At 63.6% G+C, this 18,983-nt stretch carries 16 protein-coding genes; 4 read left to right on the forward strand and 12 right to left on the reverse strand.

The window, feature by feature from the left end; all coding sequences use genetic code 11:
- Window positions 1–60: 60 nt before the first annotated feature.
- Window positions 61–2,577: a methyl-accepting chemotaxis protein gene (locus BM045_RS19085; RefSeq protein WP_092179018.1), complete on the forward strand. Its 2,517-nt coding sequence runs from the start codon at window positions 61–63 to the stop codon at window positions 2,575–2,577.
- 144 nt (window positions 2,578–2,721) lie between these two features.
- Window positions 2,722–4,017 (forward strand): bifunctional folylpolyglutamate synthase/dihydrofolate synthase, encoded by a 1,296-nt coding sequence (locus BM045_RS00260; RefSeq protein ID WP_092179019.1) that lies wholly within the window; start codon window positions 2,722–2,724, stop codon window positions 4,015–4,017.
- Here the strand turns inward: BM045_RS00260 and BM045_RS00265 are convergent.
- From BM045_RS00265 to BM045_RS00320, 12 genes are all read right to left on the reverse strand, one after another.
- A complete protein-coding gene (locus BM045_RS00265; protein WP_092180687.1) occupies window positions 4,014–5,633 on the reverse strand; it encodes a glycoside hydrolase family 3 protein in 1,620 nt (539 codons plus the stop codon). The genes BM045_RS00260 and BM045_RS00265 overlap by 4 nt on opposite strands.
- Before the next feature lie 193 nt (window positions 5,634–5,826).
- A complete protein-coding gene (gene trxA / locus BM045_RS00270) occupies window positions 5,827–6,150 on the reverse strand; it encodes a thioredoxin (protein WP_092179020.1) in 324 nt (107 codons plus the stop codon).
- A gap of 78 nt (window positions 6,151–6,228) precedes the next feature.
- Complete coding sequence (gene addA, locus BM045_RS00275; protein ID WP_170848306.1) at window positions 6,229–9,654, reverse strand: double-strand break repair helicase AddA; 3,426 nt, start codon at window positions 9,652–9,654, stop codon at window positions 6,229–6,231.
- On the reverse strand, window positions 9,651–12,662 hold the full coding sequence (gene addB, locus BM045_RS00280; RefSeq protein ID WP_092179022.1) for a double-strand break repair protein AddB: 3,012 nt from the start codon (window positions 12,660–12,662) through the stop codon (window positions 9,651–9,653). Before addB ends, addA begins: the two co-directional genes overlap by 4 nt.
- Complete coding sequence (locus tag BM045_RS00285; RefSeq protein WP_139198658.1) at window positions 12,659–13,312, reverse strand: glycosyltransferase family protein; 654 nt, start codon at window positions 13,310–13,312, stop codon at window positions 12,659–12,661. Before BM045_RS00285 ends, addB begins: the two co-directional genes overlap by 4 nt.
- Window positions 13,313–13,350: 38 nt before the next feature.
- A complete protein-coding gene (locus BM045_RS00290; protein ID WP_092179024.1) occupies window positions 13,351–13,647 on the reverse strand; it encodes an Rdx family protein in 297 nt (98 codons plus the stop codon).
- A gap of 2 nt (window positions 13,648–13,649) precedes the next feature.
- A complete protein-coding gene (locus tag BM045_RS00295; RefSeq protein ID WP_092179025.1) occupies window positions 13,650–14,114 on the reverse strand; it encodes a Crp/Fnr family transcriptional regulator in 465 nt (154 codons plus the stop codon).
- 93 nt (window positions 14,115–14,207) lie between these two features.
- Window positions 14,208–14,855 carry a DUF1236 domain-containing protein gene (locus BM045_RS00300; RefSeq protein ID WP_092179026.1) on the reverse strand — a complete coding sequence of 216 codons (648 nt, stop codon included), beginning with the start codon at window positions 14,853–14,855 and terminating at the stop codon, window positions 14,208–14,210.
- Between the two features lie 112 nt (window positions 14,856–14,967).
- A complete protein-coding gene (locus tag BM045_RS00305) occupies window positions 14,968–15,432 on the reverse strand; it encodes a glutathione peroxidase (RefSeq protein ID WP_092179027.1) in 465 nt (154 codons plus the stop codon).
- Window positions 15,433–15,439: 7 nt separating this feature from the next.
- Window positions 15,440–15,664, reverse strand: coding sequence for a hypothetical protein (locus BM045_RS00310; RefSeq protein WP_092179028.1), 225 nt, complete (start codon window positions 15,662–15,664; stop codon window positions 15,440–15,442).
- 438 nt (window positions 15,665–16,102) lie between these two features.
- Window positions 16,103–16,669 (reverse strand): hypothetical protein, encoded by a 567-nt coding sequence (locus BM045_RS00315; RefSeq protein WP_092179029.1) that lies wholly within the window; start codon window positions 16,667–16,669, stop codon window positions 16,103–16,105.
- A gap of 69 nt (window positions 16,670–16,738) precedes the next feature.
- Entirely contained in the window at window positions 16,739–16,996 is a 258-nt protein-coding gene (locus tag BM045_RS00320) for a hypothetical protein (protein ID WP_139198659.1), read from the reverse strand.
- A gap of 584 nt (window positions 16,997–17,580) precedes the next feature.
- On the opposite strand from BM045_RS00320, the gene BM045_RS00325 reads away from it, so the two are divergent.
- Complete coding sequence (locus BM045_RS00325; protein ID WP_210184962.1) at window positions 17,581–17,943, forward strand: helix-turn-helix domain-containing protein; 363 nt, start codon at window positions 17,581–17,583, stop codon at window positions 17,941–17,943.
- Entirely contained in the window at window positions 17,933–18,979 is a 1,047-nt protein-coding gene (locus BM045_RS00330) for a reverse transcriptase family protein (RefSeq protein WP_139198660.1), read from the forward strand. Before BM045_RS00325 ends, BM045_RS00330 begins: the two co-directional genes overlap by 11 nt.
- The last annotated feature ends 4 nt before the right edge of the window (window positions 18,980–18,983 follow it).

The raw sequence follows: 18,983 nt of genomic DNA on the forward strand, positions 1-18,983 counted from the left end.
CGCAATCGTTTACGGGTCGGATATGTCCGCCCCGCTGGATTGTGTCGGGGAGGCCGTTCCATGTTCAAATTCTCCATGCCGATTGCCCGCAAGCTGCCATTGGCGCTGCTGGGTTCGGCGCTGCTGGTCAGCCTCGGCGTTGGCCTTGCAAGCTATCTGATCGGTAGCCAGGCGCTGCGCAGCGCGGCCGAAACCAATCTGATGACGCTGTCGAGCGAACGCGCTGCGGCGGTCTCGACCTATCTCAAGGCGGTGGAAGACGATCTCGTCGCCACCTCGCGCTCGGAAGCCACGGTGCAGGCGCTGCGCGATTTCGGCGGCGCCTGGTTGCAGTTTAAGGTCGATCCAACCGCCGAAGTGCGCAAGCTCTATGTCGATGACAATGCCAACAAGGATAATCTGGCGGCGCTGGATACCCTGGGCACGACCGGCACCTATGATGTCACCCATACCCGCTTCCACCCCGGCTATCGGACGCAGATCACGGCGCGCGGCTATCGCGACCTATATCTCTTCGATCTCAAGGGCTTCATGGTCTATTCGGTCAACAAGGGCGCTGACTTCGGCACCAGCTTTGCCGAAGGTGGGCCGCTGGCCGCATCGAGCCTGGGCCAGGTATTTCAGCAGGCCGTGGCCATCGAAGGCCCCGACGATATCGCCTTTGCCGATTTCTCTGCCTATGCCGGCGCCAATGGCATGCCAGCCAGCTTTTTTGCCAAACCGGTATTCAATGCCCAAGGCCGCAAGGTCGGGGTATTGGCCATCCAGCTGCCGTCCGAACGCCTCGATGCGGTGATCGGCGATCGCAGCTCGCTGGGCGACACCGGCGAAGTGCTGGTCGTCGGCCCCGACGGACTGCTGCGGTCGGACTCCACCTTTACTGCCGACAATGATGCGCTGGTGACGAGCTTTGCCGGAACCATGCTGGATTCGGCTTTGTCCGGCACCGCCGCAGAGGGCGAGACCGCGGAATATCGCGCCACCGATATGCTGGTGGCAGCGGCGCCGATCACCACACGCGGCCAAAACTGGGCGGCCGTCGCCGTGATGGGCACCGACGAGGTGCTCGCCCCGGTCACCAATATGCGCAACATGATGCTGGCCATAGGTGCGGGCCTGTTGGCTGTCGTTGCCGCGCTGGGCCTGCTGTTCTCGCGCACCATCACCAAGCCGATTTCTCGCCTGACCGACACGATGGAGGCCCTCGCCAAGGGTGATCTTGAGGTGGAAGTGCGCGGCGCCGACCGTACCGACGAGCTGGGCGCCATGGCGCGGGCAGTGGAAGTGTTCCGCGAGAATGGCCAGAAAGTCATGCAGATGACCGAGGCGGAAGCCGCCCAGGTGCTGGCCAATCAGGCCGAACGCGCCAAGATGATGGAATCGCTGCAGCGCGCCTTCGGCAATGTGGTCGATGCCGCCATTGCCGGCGACTTCAGCCGCCGCGTCGATGCACAATTCCCCGATGCCGAACTCAATTCTCTGGCCCGTTCGGTCAATGCGCTGGTCGAGACGGTTGATCGCGGCCTCAGCGAAACCGGCGCGGTGCTGGCGGCGCTGGCCGATACCAATCTGACGCAGCGCGTGCGCGGCGACTATGAGGGCGCCTTTGCTCGGCTCAAGACCGATACCAATGCGGTGGCAGAAAAGCTCGGCGAAATCGTCGGCCAGTTGCGCACCACCTCGGGCGCACTCAAGACCGCCACCGGTGAAATCCTTGCCGGCGCCAATGATCTCTCCGAGCGCACCACGCGCCAGGCAGCGACCATCGAAGAGACCTCGGCGGTGATGGAGACGCTGGCCGGCACGGTGCTCGACAATGCCAAGAAGGCCGAAGCAGCCAGCGTTCAGGCCAAGTCGGTCTCGGCGGCAGCCGAGCAGGGTGGCCAGGTCATGGCTCAGGCGACCGACGCCATGGACCGCATAACCCAGTCCTCCGGCAAGATTTCCAATATCATCGGCCTGATCGACGACATCGCCTTCCAGACCAACCTGTTGGCGCTGAACGCTTCCGTCGAAGCGGCTCGCGCCGGCGATGCCGGCAAGGGCTTTGCCGTGGTCGCCGTGGAAGTGCGGCGCCTGGCGCAGTCAGCCGCGAGTGCCTCGGCGGACGTAAAGGTGCTCATCGAACAGTCGGCCAACGAAGTCCGCGGCGGCAGCAAGCTGGTGGCGGATGCCGCCTCCAAGCTCAGCGGCATGCTGGACGCCATCCGCGATAATACCACGGCGCTGGAAGCCATTTCGCGCGACAGCCGCGTCCAGGCCAGCGGTATCGACGAGGTCAATGTCGCCGTCCGCCAGATGGACGAAATGACCCAGCACAATGCGGCGCTGGTCGAAGAAACCAATGCCGCCATCGAGCAGACCGAGGCCCAGGCCAGCGAGCTCGACCGCATCGTCGACATCTTCACCATCGATGCGACGCCAGTGCGCATGGCCGCACCGCGCGTGGTGGCCAAGCCGAGCGCGCCGGCCGCGGGTATCCGTGGCATGCAAGACAAGCTCAAGGCCGTCGCCGGCACCTATCTGCGCCGTGGCAATGCTGCCCCGGCGGTGGATAAGGATTGGGAAGAGTTCTGATCGTCCCCCAGGGCAAATCGCTCCGGTGGAGCGATTTGAGATTGGAACACCCGGAGCGCTATGCGCGAAGGGCTTGATGCCACCATTGAGCCTTGCCGCAATCAGCGCTAACTCAATCGGGCTATTGTCCGGTTGAGTCCAAAAATGTCCCGCACCGATGCCATTCTGAAGCGTCTGTCGGCGCTGCATCCCAAGCTGATCGATCTCAGCCTCGATCGCATGCTGCCGCTGCTGGCGGAGCTCGGCAATCCGCAGGACCATCTGCCGCCGACGATCCATGTCGCCGGCACCAATGCCAAGGGGTCCACGATTGCCTATCTGCGCGCCTTTCTCGAGGCGGCAGGCCAGTCGGTGCATGTCTACAATTCCCCCCATCTCGTGCGCTTCAATGAGCGTATTCGCCTCGCCGGCAAGCTGGTCGGTACGCGCAAACTCAATGCGGCGCTGGAGCGGGTGGAAGCGGTCAATGCCGGCCGGCCGATCACCTTTTTCGAGATCACCACCGTCACCGCCTTTCTGCTCTATGCCGAGAGCAAGGCGGATTACCTGCTGCTCGAAACCGGCATGGGCGGCACCTATGACACAACCAATGTGATCAAGAGCCCGCTCGGCACGATTATCACCCCGATCGACCTCGACCATCAGGCCTTTCTCGGCAATACGGTGGCCGAGATCGCGGTCTGGAAGGCCGGTATCTTCAAGCGCGGCGCCAGGGCGGTGATCGGCCTGCAGCGCGACGAGGCGCGGCCGGTGCTGGAACGGGCGGCCCATCGCTTGGGCGTGCGGCCGATCTGGCAGGGCGAGGATTTCCACGGCGCAGCGCAGGAAGGCCGCCTGGTGTTCCAGGATGAAGACGGCTTGCTCGACCTGCCACCGCCGGCCCTGCTCGGTGCGCATCAGTTCGACAATGCCAGCCTGGCCATTGCCGCCAGCCGACATTTTGGCCTGCAGATCGATGAAAATGCCTTTGCCAAGGGACTGCGCAATGTGACTTGGCCCGCCCGCATGACGCCGCTGCTTCACGGTCCGTTACGCGATCTTTTGGGTCCTGACGACGAGCTTTGGCTCGACGGCATTCACAATGCGCACGGCGCGGCGGCCGTGGCCGAAACGCTGCGCGACCTGGAAAAGGCCCGTCCGGCGCCGCTGGTGCTGATCATGGGCATGATGAACACCCGCGCCCCCGCCGACGTGCTGGCTCCCTTCGCCGGTATGGCGCAACAGGTTCTAACATTGACCATTCCGGGCGAGGCCAATGCCCATCCGGCGGTCTATATCGCCGGTGAAGCGCAAAGGGCCGGCTTTACTGCCCGGCCGATGCGCTCGGTGCAAGTGGCGCTGCGGGCCGCCGCGAAAATTCCCGGCGCCCGGGTGCTGATATGCGGATCGCTCTATCTCGCCGGCCATGTCTTGGCGGCGAACAAGACTTTGCCGGACTAATACTTGCCCTGTTCGCTGCCGACGAAAGGATCGACCGGGCTCGTGCCGGAAAATGGCTGCCGGCCCATGATGGCTTCGAGCACAGCCGCCTGCATGGCTTCGCTGGAGCTATAGGCGTTGACATAAGCCGGTACGCGTGGCGCGTCGTGCAGGTAATAGGGATAGCCGAAAGAGATCATCAGCGCGGGCATGTCGTGCCAGAAGCGCTGCATGGCGCCGAACACCGAGCCGGTGAGCTTGGTCCAGTCGATGAAAATGCGGCTGCGGGTGAGGAGCGTTTCCTCGGCAAACAGATAGAGCACGAGGTCGAAGTCCTTGGGGCTGACCTCCATGCCCGGGGTGAAGACGGTAACGATGAAGCCCTCGCGCTCCAGCCGCTCGGGCAGGCTGAGCGGCAATGGCTGGGGCACAAACGGCAAAATGACGCCGCTGGAATAGACCAGCACGCGCGGCGTCTTGTGCGGTGATAGCGGCAGGATATGGCGCACATCCTTGACCAGGGTCGGCACGCGCGCGGTGGCTCGTTCAGCGATCAGACGGTTTTCCTCGCTGGCGACAATATGGCGCGCAGTCTCGATGCTGGGCTCCGGGCAGTCCCTGTGGAGGCCCAGGGTGGCCTTGAGTGCCAGCACGCGAGTGACAGCCTCATCGACGCGCTCCTGGCTCAGGCGGCCATCGGCAACGGCTTTTACCAAGCGCATCAGGTCGGCATTGGGATCGTCGGAGAAAAGGATCAAGTCGCAGCCGGAGATGATGACTTCTGGCAGTACGGCGTCACGTGGACCCCAATCGCCCATGCCGGCCATCGGCGTGGCGTCGGAGACGATGAGGCCATTGAAACCGAGTTCGCGGCGCAGCAGATCCTCGTTGAGCACTTTGCTGAGCGACGCCGGGCGATAGGCCTCGGCGCCTGCATCCGGATCGAGCGCCAGAACGAATGCGGGCAAAGCGATGTGCGCCGACATGACGCTGAGCACGCCGTTCTCGATCGCCTTGCGATACAGCCGGCCAAAACTCTGCTCCCATTCGGGCATGGAGAGCGGATTGACTGTGGTCACTAGATGCTGGTCGCGGTCGTCATAGCCTTCGCCGGGCCAATGCTTGACCGTAGCGGCGACTCCATTGGCCTGGAAGGCCTCGATCTGCGCCAGGGCGTGGCGCTCGACCTTGTTGATGTCGCTGCCATAGGAGCGAGTGCCGACAATGGCGCTGCGCCAGGCGGCATTCATGTCGATAACCGGGGTAAAGCTCCAGTTGAGGCCGACGGCATGGGCTTCGCGCGCCATGATGGTCGAAATGGCGCTGGTGGCTTCCACGTCGTCGATAGCGGCGAGGCCCAGCGGATTGGGTACCGAGGTGCCGAAAGGCAGGCTCATCCGGCTGCCTTCGAGATCGGCGCTGACCAGCAAAGGAATGGCGCTCAGCGTACCGAGGTCGCGCGCCAAGGCAATTTCGGCGAAGAGATCGTCGGAATAGATCCGGGTGATGCCGCCGGGCCGGAAGCTGCGCACTTCCTCAGCGACCTCTTGAGGCGTGCCGCGCTCGAGCAGCACGAAGAGCTGGGCCAGCTTGTCGCGCGGCGAGAGAGAATCGCGCGTGGCGGCCACCCAGGCCATCGCCTCGTCATCGAGATTGAATGGGGCTGCGCTGAGGTCGATCGTGGCCAAGGGGCGTCCTCCGGAAGTCTTGCTTTTGTCATATGTAGCAGAGGATTGGCGCAAAAACAGCGGGCGTGCGGAGCCTCCCAGCGCAAACAAAAACACCGCCGGAGCGATCCGGCGGTGTTTGTATAATCGCGCGAAAGGAGCCTTACGCGGCGTGGCTTTCAAGCCATTTGGTGAGGCCTGCCTTGGGCGTGCCGGCACCGATCTTCATGTCGGCGGCTTCGCCGCCCTTGAACAGGATCATGGTCGGGATCGAGCGGACACCATACTTGACGGTGGTTGACGGGTTCTCGTCGATGTTGAGCTTGACGATCTTGACCTTGCCGGCCAGCTCAGTCGAAAGCTCGTCGAGTACGGGTGCGATCGCGCGGCACGGTCCGCACCATTCTGCCCAGAAATCCACGAGGACTGGCTCTTTGGAGTTGAGGACTTCCTCGCCGAAATTGGCGTCGGAAACGTGAGTGGTCATGGTTACTTGCCTTTGGTTTAAAGCGGCGGTCTCTGTGCGCCTAAAGCTGGGGAGAGTCCAGCCTTGGGGCAAGGAGGCTCACCGCATGGTGAAGCCTCTTGTCGCCGCCGCCAGCGTGTCAGAGGGCAGAAACATCAATGATTCCAGTCGTGTCCACAGTATAGCCGCACGTATGGTCCGTCCCGGGTAAAGCTGACCTGCAACCAGTGCATATAATCCAAGCTGGGTGAGATAGTTCCCCGGCACATCGCCCGGCCCCCCAGGCACCAACGCATCGGACTTGTAGTCGATCACCACTACCCCCTCCGCGTCAATGACCAGCCGATCCATCCGCCCGGTGAGGACAATGTCTTTCCCGTCGCGGGTGGCCTTGAGCATGAAGGGCAGTTCGGCCCGGCTGTTGGCGCCAAAAAACTGCGCCAGTTCCGGCCGGGTCAGGATGGCAATGGCCTTGTCGCCGATCCGCTCATGCGTCTCCGGCGAATCAGGCAGCAGGGCCAAGAGAGCCTTGGGGACCACGGCGGGCCAGAGTGCTGGATCGACGCGGCCCAGATGCTGCAGCATGGCATGGAGCGCAATGCCTTCGCGCCGCGCCGCCTCGGCCTCGCGGACCTGTTCGGCCAAGGTGTCGAGCGCTTGCAGCGGCGCCACATGCCTCTCCGCGGTAGAAGGCGTGACGACTTCCGGCGCGGCAGGCGCCGGTACAGCGGCGAGCATCAGTGGCTGGATTGACGCGGCAGTGCTTGTGGCTTGTGCCGTTACCGCCGCCGGCGACACCCGCTGGCGCGGGTAAACCAGGGCAGTCTCGCGACCCTCGGCATCGAGCAAGCTTTCGCTCAGCGGGCGCAGCGCCGTCTCGATGGCTTCATACCAGCTGCCGGCCAGCTGCTTGCCGGCATCGGAACCCGGGGTCAGCGTGCCGGTCACATAAAGCTCGTCCTCGGCCCGGGTCATGCCGACATAGAGCCGGCGCCAGTATTCGGCGAGGATATTGTCGTCCACCGCCTGCTTGAGCGGCAGGGTCGAGCTCAGATGCCCGGCCTGACCGCTGGCATGGATCAGCAGCGGGCCCGGCGCCTCGGCGACCACATAGACCGACTTGCCCACCATTTGCGGCCGCGGCTTGGTGGCGGCATCGGCGAGAATGACGATCGGCGCCTCGAGCCCCTTGGCACCATGCACGGTCATCACCCGCACGCCGCCGCCCGCTTCGGGCAGCTCGCGCTTGATGGTGCCCTGGCGCTGCCGCATGCCGGAGACGAAGCCCTGCAGCGAGGGCTGGGTGCCCTGCTCGTGGTCGAGCGCCAGCGAAAGCAATTCGGCGAAGACGTCGTCGACCTCGTGACCGAGCCGGGCATGGAAGCGTTTCAACCCGCCCTCGGCATAAAGCACCTGCGACAGGAATTCGAACGGCCGCTCGAAATCCAGCGTGCTGCGCCAGCCCGACAGGCGTTGATACGCCTCGGCGCAGGCGGGCAGGGCGCATTGCGCCAGCGCCTGCCACAGCGTTTCGCCTTTCGGGCGCGGCTGGGCCAGGGCGAGCAGGTCGTCCTCGCTGACGTCGAACAGCGGCGACCGCAACAGCGCAGCCAATTGCAAGTCGTCGGCGGTATTGAGCAGCACGTCGCACAGCGCCAGCATGTCCATCACGGCAATATGGCCGGTGACCTTCAACCGGTCGGCGCCCGGGGTGGGCAGGTCGGCGAGGCGCAGCGCGCGGAGGATTTCCTGGAACAGGGCGCCGCGCGACTGCACAAGTATCAAGACGTCATCGGCACTGATGGCGCGGCCGCGCCCGGTCAGCGGGCGGCGGGTATCAATCCACGCCTTGATCTCACTGGCAATTCGGGCAGCAACCTGGCGCGGCGCGCTCTGCTCAGTTTCGAGCGCGGTGGTTGGCCATTCGCTGCCCGCTGGCGCGTCACCGGCTTGTTGCAGCGGCGGCCATAGCGTTACGCTGCCGCCCTGCATGGTGCGGGCGGTATCGTGATGCACCGGCTCGGCTTCCAGCAGCGCCGACTGGATAGACGGATTGGCGCTGACCAGGTCCACCGCGGCAAGGATTTCGGGCAGGGTGCGGAAACTGGTGCGCAGCGGCACCGGTTCGAACAGGGCGTCGATCGAGGCTGCCTTGGTCTTGTAGGCGTCGCCGGTCTCGCCGAACAACTTGGGCTCGGCGCCCTGGAAGGAATAGATCGACTGCTTCTGATCGCCCACGGCAAACAGTGAGCGCGGGCGCTGCACCGCGCCGGCCCCGACGAAATATTCATCGGCAATGGCCTGCACCACGCGCCACTGCTCGCCATTGGTGTCCTGGCTTTCGTCGACGAGGATATGGTCGATGCCGGCATCGAGCTTGTAGCGCACCCATTCGCCTGACTCGTGCTGGAACAGGTCGGCGAGCTTTTCCACCAGATCGTCGAAATCCAGCAGCGAGCGGGCCCGCTTGCGGTTTTCATACTGCCGGGCAACGGCGCTGACGATGTCAAGCAGCGCCTCGCTGCGGGCGACCAGCGCCGAAGCGCGGCGGGCCTCGGCCAGGGCGGCCAGGCGCTCGGCCTCGGCGATCAGTATATCGGCGAGGTCCGGATCCGCATTGGTGATGGCCTTGACCGGGAAGCGGGCGGGCACCGCCTCCTCGGCGGTAAGGAAGGCGCGCATCCAGACGTCGGGCGAGGGATGGTCCGGATCGAGCGCCGCCAGCTTGTCCTCGAAGCTGCGATTGCCGCCCTTGGGCGGGCAGATGGTGAAGAGCTGGGTGATCTCGCCGGGACCGACCAGGCGCTGCCCGGTGATGGCGGCGGTGAGTTCGGCCAGCGGTGGCGTCGGGCCGACCAGCCTGCGCAGATTGGCCTTGGCGCGCTCCGGATCGGCCAGTACGGCTTTCAGCTTGCGGCCATCGGCCAGGGCTGCGTCGATGGAGGTGCGGATCTGCTCGTCGCTGAGCGTCTCGAACAGGGTTTCGACGGCGCCTTCGGCACCAATGCCCTGCGCCATGATGGTTTCGCGAGCTGACAGCAGCATGGCAGAGCGCTCGTCATCCTCGATGACGGCAAAATCATAGGGCACGCGGGCTTCGAGTGGAAAGCGGTGCAGTACCGATTCGCAGAAGGCGTGGATGGTGACGATCTTGAGCCCGCCCGGCGTTTCCAGCGCCTTGGCGAAGAGCGTGCGGGCGCGTTCGAGCAGGGCAGGCGGATAGTTGGCGCCCTCAATTTTCTTCAGCTCTGCATCGAGCAAGGCCCCATCCATCACCGCCCATTCACCCAGCACTTGCGCCACGCGGCGGCGCATTTCGGCGGCGGCCGCCTTGGTGTAGGTGAGGCAGAGGATGGCCTGCGGCCCGACACCAGACAGCAAGAGCCGCAGCACGCGCTGGGTGAGCACATAGGTCTTGCCCGAGCCGGCATTGGCCGAGACCCAGATCGACCAGGCCGGATCGGCGGCGCGGGCCTGGTTGCGGCTGGTATCGAAGGGGACTTTGAGTTCGCCACGTTCGCTCATGGCGTTTCTTCCCCGTCGACGGCGGTCCATTCGGCGACTCTCGCCAGATGGTCATAGGCGCCGGCAAAACGCTGTCCGGCCAGCGGCAGCAGGCGCGACGGCATGGGCGTGTCACGCATCAGGAAGAGCTCGATATGGCTTTGCATGCGGCGGGAAATCTCGTCGGCGGCGCTCATCACGTCATAGCCATCGGCAGCGATGAAGGGTTTTGGGATGAACGCGTCAGGGCCTAGGCCGACTTTGATATAGGTCAGCGCCGAGGTGCTGGCCGGGGCAATGCGCTTGAGCGTACCCGCCCTGGCCATCTGGGCTTCCAGCAGCAGCTGCGGCACTTCAAAGGCCTGCATTGGTCCCTTGGCAGGGGGCGAGCCGGTCTTGAAGTCGATGATTTCCAAAGTTCCATCATGCAGTTCGTCGATCCGGTCGGCCCGGCCGCTAAGCTTGAAGCTTTCGCTCAGCGCCAGCCGCCATTCGCCGTCGATCTCGGCATGGCGCTGCCTGACGAGGATATCGCGGGCCCGCTCGTAGTCGAGGAACTGCCGGGCCGCGGTGGCAAAGCGGCGCAGCCAGATATCGCGGCGCTCGGCAATCGCTTCCAGTCCGGCAAATTTCTCCCGGGCGATCGCATCGAGCAGGTCGGCGGCATCGGGGGCCATCACCGAGTGGCCGCTCTCGACAAAGGCGGCAAAGATATCGTGGATGATGGTGCCGCGCTCGCGCGCATCCGGCGCCTCGCCCAAGGGATCGAGTGGGCGGAGCTTCAGCACATGCTTGGCATAGATGTCATAGGGCGAGCGCATCAGCGTCTCGATCTCGGTGACCGACAGCGCCCGTGGCCGTTGCCCGGCCGGAGGATTGGGCATGGGGCTGGGCGCCGATGCGATGGTTTCCACGGCGTCGAGCCGGCGGGCCTGATCGATCCAGGCCACGCCCCTTGCCTGCCACTGATCTATAGCCGCCTTGCCGGCAAAGGCCATCAGCCTTTGCACCAGCCGCGAGGCAATGGCCGGGCTTGATCCGACGCGATCGGCGAAGCTGACGATCACCTCGGCATTCCCCATGCCCTGGGCAAAGTCATGCGCCGCAAGGCCCTGCAGGCGCTCGGGCGGTTGCAGCCCGGCGGCCAGCCGCATGCCGCGGCTGAGCCAGGGGCCAGGATCGGCCGGCTCGGGCCAGATATCCTCGTTAAGGCCGGCGAGGATCAACAGGTCTGGATGCTGCAGCCGCGCCTCGAGCTGGCCCCAGATGGCAATATCCTGGCGGCGCGCCTCGCTGGTGCGCACCTGAAAGCCGGTCATCAGCGCCGCCAGCACGCCGTCGAGCCCGATCGGCGCAAAGCGATGGCCCTCGCCCTGCTGCTGGCTCATCTGCCGCGCCCAGTCGTCCAGCTCGCGCCGGCCGGGCAATTCGGCGCCGTCGGCGACCACGGCAAAGGCGGCGCAAAGGGCGGCGGCAAAGCTGCTGGCGGTGAGGGTTTTTTCGGCCAGCAAGGCGCGCAGAGGCAGGAGCGCCGTCTCGATGCGCTGGAACAGCGCCTCGATGGCAACTTCGTCATCGGGCTTGAGCCGCTTGGCCGGATATTTCGTGGTCTCGTCGACATTGGCCCGAAGCAGCAGGCGCAGGCCGGCAAGGCCGGGATTGGGCCGCTGCCCGCGCAGCAGGCCGAGCTCTATGGAATCGGTCAGCTCCGCCACCGCAGCACGTTTCAGCCCGAAGCGGCTGGCCTGGTTGCGCAGCAGGGCAATCAAGTCGACCGCCGCGCAATCGCTGCCGGCCAGCGCCAGGATCTGCCGCAACAACCGGCCGGTGGCCGATTGGAACAGCGGCACGCCGGCCGCATCGTCGACTTCCACCGCGAAGCGACGCAGCTCGGCGGCGATGCGCCGCGCCAGGTTGCGGTCGGGCGTCACGATGCCGACGCTCTTGCGCTCTTCCAGCGCCTGCCGCGCCGCCAGCGCCACGGCCCGGGCCTCTTCGTCCTCATTGCGCGCCCGGATCATCGACAGACCCTGGCTCGCCTGGGCTAGGTCGGCGTCGGACAGGCGATGCTCCGCCCAGCGCGCCGTATCCTTGGTCAGCGCCAGGGCGCGATTGACCAGCGTGGTTCGCGCTCCATCCTTGCCACCCAGTTCCACCACATCGGCCACATCGAGGCCCAGGCTGCGCAACAGCCGCGCCAGGCCATATTGCGGATGGCCATGCGGGCTATGGGCCGGGTCGAGCAAGGCCGCATGATCGGCAGGCGTCATGGCACAGTCGAGCCCCGGCAGCACCACGGCGCCGCGCGGCAGCAGATGCACCGCCTTGAGTAGGCGGGCGGTGGCCGCGATGGAGCCGGTCGAGCCGGCGGCGATCACCGGCCGCTCGCCGAACACCAGCGGCGCCGCCAGCGCCTGGCGGTCGAGCCTTTGCCCGCGCAGGGCGGCGATATCGGCCTGCTCGTCCGCCTCCAGCCGCAGCGGCCAATAGGTCAGCGCAATATCGAGAAAGGCCAGGGTCTGCTGCCAATACTCGCCGATATTGGCCTCGATATCGGGCGCAATGGCGCGGATGTCGGCGGCCTGCTTTTCCTCGGTCAGCAGGTCGTCGATCAGCGTGCCCAAGGAATCCGCCATCGAGAGGATTTCTCCGGCCGTCGGCGGGCTCGAGAAGGCGCGCTGCCCGGCCGGCGAATTGGCCCATTGGTTGACCAGCTCCGACAGCACCAGCCGTCGCTTCAGCCCGCTCGCCGCCGGCAGGGGCGTTGGCGCGTCGAACGGGGGCAGGAAAGGCTCTTCGTCCTCCACCTCGCCGCCAAAGGTGCGGATATCGGGCAGCAGGCCATGGCCGAGCCGGGAAAATTCTTCGGCCAGCACCAGTTTAGCGCGGCGGGTCGGCACGACAATGGTGACATCGCTGAGCCAGAATGGCTGGCTCCGGTCGAAGCCCGAGAGCAAAGTACCGTCGCTGACCTTTTCCGCCAGCACACGCAGGAATTTTGCCTGCGGTGCGATGGAGAAGACGCTCATGGTGTGAGCTGCCGATTGGCTTCGGCCAAACCGGCCGCGTCTTTGATGGCGAACCACGGCGCATCGAGCACCACGCCGTAGAGTGTTTCGCGCTCCAGCGCGGCGTCGATCAGCAGGTCGAGCGAAAAAGCGCCGTCCGGCGTACCTGTAAACAGCGACTTACCCAGTAGCGCCACGCCAGCCCAGATGACGGGCGCGCCATAGTCCCGTGTGACCAGACCCTGGGGCGAGAGGCAGAAATCGTGGCTACGCTGGAACCCCGTGGCATTGCGGGGATGCACGCAAAGCAGCACGATAGCATCAGGCTGGCTATGTGTGGATAACATGCGCGCCAGTGGCTGGTCGCTGCCGGCCGGCCAGAAGGCATTGGTCTCCATGACGAAGAAGGGATCGGCATGCAGCATGGGCAGTGCCTGCTTGACGCCACCGCCTGTCCCGAGGGCTTGTTCCTCGCGGCTAACCTTCACCAGCCCGCCGAAATGCGCCAGCACGCCGTGATCGCCGGGCAGGCCATTGGCGACGAAACGCTTGGCGCCCTCCGCCTTGGCATTGGCCATAACCCGCTCGACCAGCGGCAGGTCGGCGACCTCGGCAAGGGCCAGGCCATTGCCGGCGGTGAGCAGCATTACATCGGGGAATCGGTCACTCATGGCCGGATAAGACCGGGGCCTGCGCCCGCTGTCCAGCGCTAGTCTTTGGCCGTGTGGCCATCGATATGGCCGAGGCTGCGCTCGGGATCGATCCGGTCGCGCACCAGTTGCTTGAGCTGCTTGACGTCAGGGAAACCACCATCGCGCTTGCGCTCCCAGATCAACTGGCCATCCAGCGCAATCTCGAAAATTCCCCCGGTGCCGGGGACCAGTGTCACGGCGCCCATTTCCAAGCTGAAGGTGGACAGCACTTCCTGCGCCATCCAGGCGGAGCGCAGCAGCCAGTTACACTGCGTGCAATAGGTGATGGAGAGGCTGGGCTTGCTGTTGGCCAAGATCAGCTCCGCTTGCGCGGATTGCGCACATTGGCCGGATCGACCAGCGTGGCGAGGATGTCGTCGACCATGTCGAGATCCTGCCGCTTGCCGGCGGCCTGCTGCTGCAGATCGACCAGATAGGAGGTGGTGTAATACAGCCGCCGCGCCAGCATGGTGGCGATATGCAGGGCAAATTCCGGCCGGGAATCGAGGAAGGTCAGCGCATCGGGAATTTCATAGGCCGTGACGGCGGAAAGGGCCTTCACCGTCGCCGAATGCGGCATGTCGAGCAGCACGGCCATTTCGCCGAAGATCGAGCCGGGCTCGTCGACGTGGGAAACCTGAGTGCGTTCGCGGATGACTTCCACTTGGCCTTCGACCAGCACGTAGAGCCGGCCCAGCCGTTCGCCTTCGGGCAGCATCACCGCGCCGGGCTTGAACGTGGTTTTGGCAAGTCCCGCGCAGTAATCCAGAATGTCGGCCATCGCGCCCTCCCGATCGGCTTGGTATAGCGCGGCGCCCGGTCAAAGCAAAGCCGCCCGGGGTGAACCGGGCGGCCAGAGCATGTGGGTAAAAAATTACTGGATCCAGATCACCGTATTGGTCTGGGCATCGACCAGCGCCGGGCGATCGCCGAAGTAGACATAGCCATAGCGCGAATCCGGAATGGTCGAGACCACGGCGCCATTGGGCAGCACCTGGCCGACCACGACGTCACCCGAAAATTCCAGCGGCGCCACCGGATTGCTCAGCGCGAAATCGGCGCTTGTCTGCGGCACGAGATAGCCCGGCGACTGGACCAGCGCACGGCTCTGCAAGTCAACGATCCAGACGCGGTCATTGGCATAGACGTAGCCGTAATTGGCATCGCCCTCGATCGGGTAGACGGTCACATCGGCCGGGATCACGAAGCCGACGTCGCTGGCGCCTTCAATATAGATCGGCTCGACCGGATGGGTGCTGACATAGTCGAGCGAGGCCGTCTCGATACCGGCTTCGGCACCAATGGTGGCGCCGGCAAAGCCGCCGATGACGGCGCCGATCGGGCCGCCGAGCAGACCGCCGACGACAGCGCCGGTGGCGCCGCCGCCCACGCCGCCAACGGTGGCGCCGGCGGCTTCATTATTGGTCTGGGTTTCGACGCCGACAACCACGTCCTGGGCGAAAGCCGGGACTGCGACGGCGAGCGAGAGTGCGGCCACGGAGGCCAAAAGGATCTTGTTCATTGTTGTATTCCTTTGCTTGCGGAAGGCGCGGGATAATCTCGCGCCGGAAGTCCGCCCCGTGGCCCATCAACGGGCGCTCAAGGGCTAGGTTCCGCAGCCGAAGGAATTGCCGCTAGAGCTGTTGCTCGATTGCCGCAACCATGTTTTCCGGCGGCAGGTCGGCCGGAAAACGCGCCACGACAGTACCGTCGCGCCCGATCAGGAATTTGGCGAAATTCCACTCGACGTCGCCGGGAAAGGCGGCTTTCAGCCAGGTGTAGAGCGGGCTTTCGCCGGCGCCATTGACTTCCAATTTTTCGAACAGCGGGAATGTGACGCTATACTGCGTCTCGCAGAACTGGGCGATTTCCCCGGCCGTGCCCGGCTCCTGGCCGCCGAACTGGTTGCAGGGAAAACCCAGCACCACCAGCCCCTTGTCGCCATAGGTCTGCCACAGCGTTTCCAGCCCGCCATATTGCGGGGTGAGGCCGCATTGGCTGGCCGTATTGACCACGAGCACGAGCTTTCCGGCATAGTCGGAAAACTCCTGCGCCGTGCCGTCCAGCCGATTGAGGGTAAAATCGCCGAGCTGGGTCATGGTAAGATCAGTCCTGTCCGGCGCTCAGCTGCAACACCTCGGCCGAAGCGAGCTTGAGATCATTCTCGCTGACGATGCGCTGGTGGCTCTCGGCGGTGGACTGCACGCGATACTGGATCACATGGCCCTCATAGGGCAAAAGCGCGACGATCTTGCATTCGCCGGCCTTGCGGCTCGAGGCGCCGCGATTGGGCAACAGGTCCAGCACCTGGCCGACGGAATATTTGTGCATGGGGCGTCTCCTGCTCGACAAGGACCAGACAATCGAGCCCCGAAAGCCCCTTCATACACGCTTTCCCATAAAAAGGGGGATTATTCGGGAAGACGGGCGTGCCAAGACGCCGGCCAGCCAGGGGGCGTCCGGGGTTGGAAGTCAAGGCGGGTCCCGAGACGGCTTTCGCCTCCAGGTAAGTTTAGTAGTGAGACGATCACCGTCTCGGAACGTCCGGTTTTATGAACCGCGTCAGGCGGCCGGCATAACCTCGCATACCGACGGCCCGGGCGTGAACCCACGGCGACTGGCATAGTCCCGTGCCCGGCCCACTCCCGCCACTGTCGCCTGCAGGCCGCCTGCGCGGGGTGGATGGCAGGAGTATGCGCGCAGGTTAAGGGGGCGTGGACAAGGTGGATAGCGTTGCAAGAAAGCAAGACGTTGGTCGCGCGTCCACCTTTAGTCAAACCGCCGAATCCGCGGCGTGTCCGGTGAAAAAATCTCCGCTGGAGGTGTGGCGCGCACTGGGTCGGGCGGTCCCCGCCGGGCTGCCTGTCCGGCCCTAAAGCCGTCCTCGAAGGCCGCCTGCCAGCGCCGCTTGGTCATCGTTGCGAGCTTGCTGCGCATGTCCTCGCCGTCATAGGTCTTGGGCGGCGGCGGCAGTTCGGGGCGCAGCCGCTGCACCGGCAACTCGCCATATCGCACCCGCCAGCTGCGGCATTTCTTGCCATTGTCCCAGAAACTGTGCTGCGCCTCATAGGCATCGAGCCGCGCCAGCGCCTGGCCCAATTGCACCAGCAAATCCGCTGCGTCCTCCGCCGCGACCGGCAGTTTCTGACCATCGGCAAAGGGTGCGCAATCGGCAAGCAGGGCTTCGGCACTGATGCGAATAGCCGCGCCGACCGTCTGGCCCGACCGCCGGCCGGCCAGCGCCGCCAGATCCTTGTGCAGGGCCGACAGCCGCAACCACAGCGCCTCGTGGCGCTCGGCCAGGCTATGGGACGTCGTGGGATTGGCCTTGGACATGCGTGTCTCCTCTCGCGGCATGGTCGCAAGAGAATAAGCCCGCCTGGCGGGAGGGGGATAAAGCGGCGCTTAGTCGACCAGCAGGCCCCATTCCGGGCGCCAGTCGCCATCTTCCACGATAACGGCAATTTTGCTGAGGCCTTCTTCCTGGCGCAGCGCTTCGGCGGCACGCAGGGCGGCCGGCACAGGCTGGGGGAAATCGGCAATCACTTCCACGGCCGCCACATCGGCCACCATGCGCCCGATGGAGCGGCGCACCGTGACGATCACCGCATCATGCGGATGCCGCTCATGGGGCTTCAGGCGCTTGAGTTCTGTCGTGGTCATGGCCGTCATCCCCGGGATTATGGTCAACAAGGGATGAAGGAGTCAGGGGTTCCATCACGAGTGGGGGGATTGTGGGTCGAGAGAACGTGGACAGCCAGACGAAAGGGGCGCGGGTTCCATCACAAGTGGCGGGGAAAGCCAGTTAGCGCCCAGCACCTAGGATCACATCCGCGATCAAATATCGCCTGAAGTTATATTTCATTTGATTAACCCTCTTTAACATGCCAGAAGGGGATTGTGATGGTTGCTCATCTACTGAACCCGTCTAAGTGTGGGGCCTAGAGCCCTGTGGAAGCTTCGGCTTCCGTCAACCTCGTCGTCTCTCAGGGCCGTGGCGCGCGCGCCGCACCCGTCCGGGCGCCGGGTGCGGCATATTCGAGGTCAAACGTCGCTGATCAGTTCTCCGATGCCACGGGCGCCAGCAAGTTCGCTGGTGTATTTGGAGAATAATCGATGAGCATCAAAAATCGTCACCAGCGGCGGCGCCGCTGGCCAAACCGATATTGGCTCTGGAAGCTGATATTCGGATGCGGCCAGGCAGCTGTTTATGTTGTCCGTTTCTGGCTCTGGTGGTCAGACCGGGAATGAGCGGCGACCTCGAGAAATGCCAGAAAGGAAGTTTTATGAAAGATATCAGGCGCCCAATGATCAATGATGCGTTGCGGCTGCTGCGTCTTTATGTCGGTCTGTCGCAGAAGCAACTTTCCGAAAGAATTGAAATTTCTCAGTCAATGATTTCAGACGTCGAAAAGGGAAACAAATCTGTCTCCATGGAACTTCTAGAGAAATACAGTTCTAACTTAAATATTAGGATGTCAGAGCTTCTTTTTTTTGCGGAGGAAATTAATGACGGATCGTTTTTGACGCGAGGAAAGCTGATCGTGGCGCCACGTGTTATTGCGCTTCTTGATCGACTAGCGCCAACTGAAATATCAGATGCCACGTAGAGCTCCGGCAAAGTCGGAACGCTACCAACTTCATCGCTCTCCGTTGGCCCAGCGCCCCACTCAGCGAGACATAGCAAAACTCCTCGGAGAGACGCGAGACGACCTTCGCCGGCTGGTCAACTATAAAGAAGAATTTGTCCAACGTCGGAAAATTGAGAGCGTTAAGAGCGGAAAGATAAGAGAACTGGCTTACCCTGTAGGGAGACTGCGGGGTGTTCATGAGCGGCTAAAATTCCACCTGAACAAAATAAAACAGCCAAGTTATTTATTCAGTCCTCGCCGTGGATTCGGTCAAAGGGACAATGCTGCCTATCACATTAGGCAGGATCAGTTCTTAACCCTCGATCTAAAGCAGTTCTATCCTTCCACCTCTGGAGCCATCATAAAACGCTGGCTCTGGGAAGACCTTGGAATGCCGGAAGATGTGGCTGGCCTGCTTATGCACCTCGTTACGGTGGACGAAAAAGCTTCGCTGGGATCGCCCGTAACTCCAGTACTATGCAGTCTTATCCATCGGAAAATGTTCGACCGGATTGCGGAGATTTGCGATGCGCGGGGTCTGCGGTACTCAGTCTGGGTTGACGACCTGACGATTTCAGGTCGCTTCGTACCTGGGGACGTGTTGATGCAGGTGCGTGACATCATTCGAACCTCTGGGCTTCGCTCTCATAAAATAAAATTTAGGACGGGCAGCCGTCCAGTTTTCATTACTGGAATTGGGGTAGTTGGACCACATTTGGTGGCGCCCAATACTCTTCATTTGCGCATCCAGGCCGGTTGGGCTGACTATCATGATGCCGTCACCGACGACGAAAAAGATGCTGCCTGTCAGACCCTCCTCTCATTCTTGGGCACACTTCGGCACATTTCTGGCCGTAAATCCAAAGCGGGCCAGAAGGTGGCAGATCAGATGAATGCTCTTCGCATGGAACGTGAGGTACGGCAGAAATTCGCTATACAACTGGACAAGGAAAAAGCGGAGCTTCGCGTCCAGACAAATTACTGCGCCGTCGAAGATTTGCCGTTCGACCTCTAATAGA

It is taken from the genome of Devosia sp. YR412 (assembly GCF_900110945.1).
GTDB lineage: Bacteria > Pseudomonadota > Alphaproteobacteria > Rhizobiales > Devosiaceae > Devosia.

Bases quoted from the DNA above. Each gene is read 5' to 3' on its own strand.
- BM045_RS00295 (WP_092179025.1), bottom strand. From the start codon at position 14,114: ATGGCCGACATTCTGGATTACTGCGCGGGACTTGCCAAAACCACGTTC.
- BM045_RS00320 (WP_139198659.1), bottom strand. From the start codon at position 16,996: ATGACCACGACAGAACTCAAGCGCCTGAAGCCCCATGAGCGGCATCCG.
- BM045_RS00325 (WP_210184962.1), top strand. From the start codon at position 17,581: ATGAGCGGCGACCTCGAGAAATGCCAGAAAGGAAGTTTTATGAAAGAT.
- BM045_RS00315 (WP_092179029.1), bottom strand. From the start codon at position 16,669: ATGTCCAAGGCCAATCCCACGACGTCCCATAGCCTGGCCGAGCGCCAC.
- BM045_RS00285 (WP_139198658.1), bottom strand. From the start codon at position 13,312: ATGAGTGACCGATTCCCCGATGTAATGCTGCTCACCGCCGGCAATGGC.
- BM045_RS00330 (WP_139198660.1), top strand. From the start codon at position 17,933: ATGCCACGTAGAGCTCCGGCAAAGTCGGAACGCTACCAACTTCATCGC.
- BM045_RS00265 (WP_092180687.1), bottom strand. From the start codon at position 5,633: ATGGCCTGGGTGGCCGCCACGCGCGATTCTCTCTCGCCGCGCGACAAG.
- BM045_RS00305 (WP_092179027.1), bottom strand. From the start codon at position 15,432: ATGACCCAGCTCGGCGATTTTACCCTCAATCGGCTGGACGGCACGGCG.
- trxA (WP_092179020.1), bottom strand. From the start codon at position 6,150: ATGACCACTCACGTTTCCGACGCCAATTTCGGCGAGGAAGTCCTCAAC.
- BM045_RS19085 (WP_092179018.1), top strand. From the start codon at position 61: ATGTTCAAATTCTCCATGCCGATTGCCCGCAAGCTGCCATTGGCGCTG.
- addA (WP_170848306.1), bottom strand. From the start codon at position 9,654: ATGAGCGAACGTGGCGAACTCAAAGTCCCCTTCGATACCAGCCGCAAC.
- BM045_RS00310 (WP_092179028.1), bottom strand. From the start codon at position 15,664: ATGCACAAATATTCCGTCGGCCAGGTGCTGGACCTGTTGCCCAATCGC.
- BM045_RS00260 (WP_092179019.1), top strand. From the start codon at position 2,722: ATGTCCCGCACCGATGCCATTCTGAAGCGTCTGTCGGCGCTGCATCCC.
- BM045_RS00300 (WP_092179026.1), bottom strand. From the start codon at position 14,855: ATGAACAAGATCCTTTTGGCCTCCGTGGCCGCACTCTCGCTCGCCGTC.
- addB (WP_092179022.1), bottom strand. From the start codon at position 12,662: ATGAGCGTCTTCTCCATCGCACCGCAGGCAAAATTCCTGCGTGTGCTG.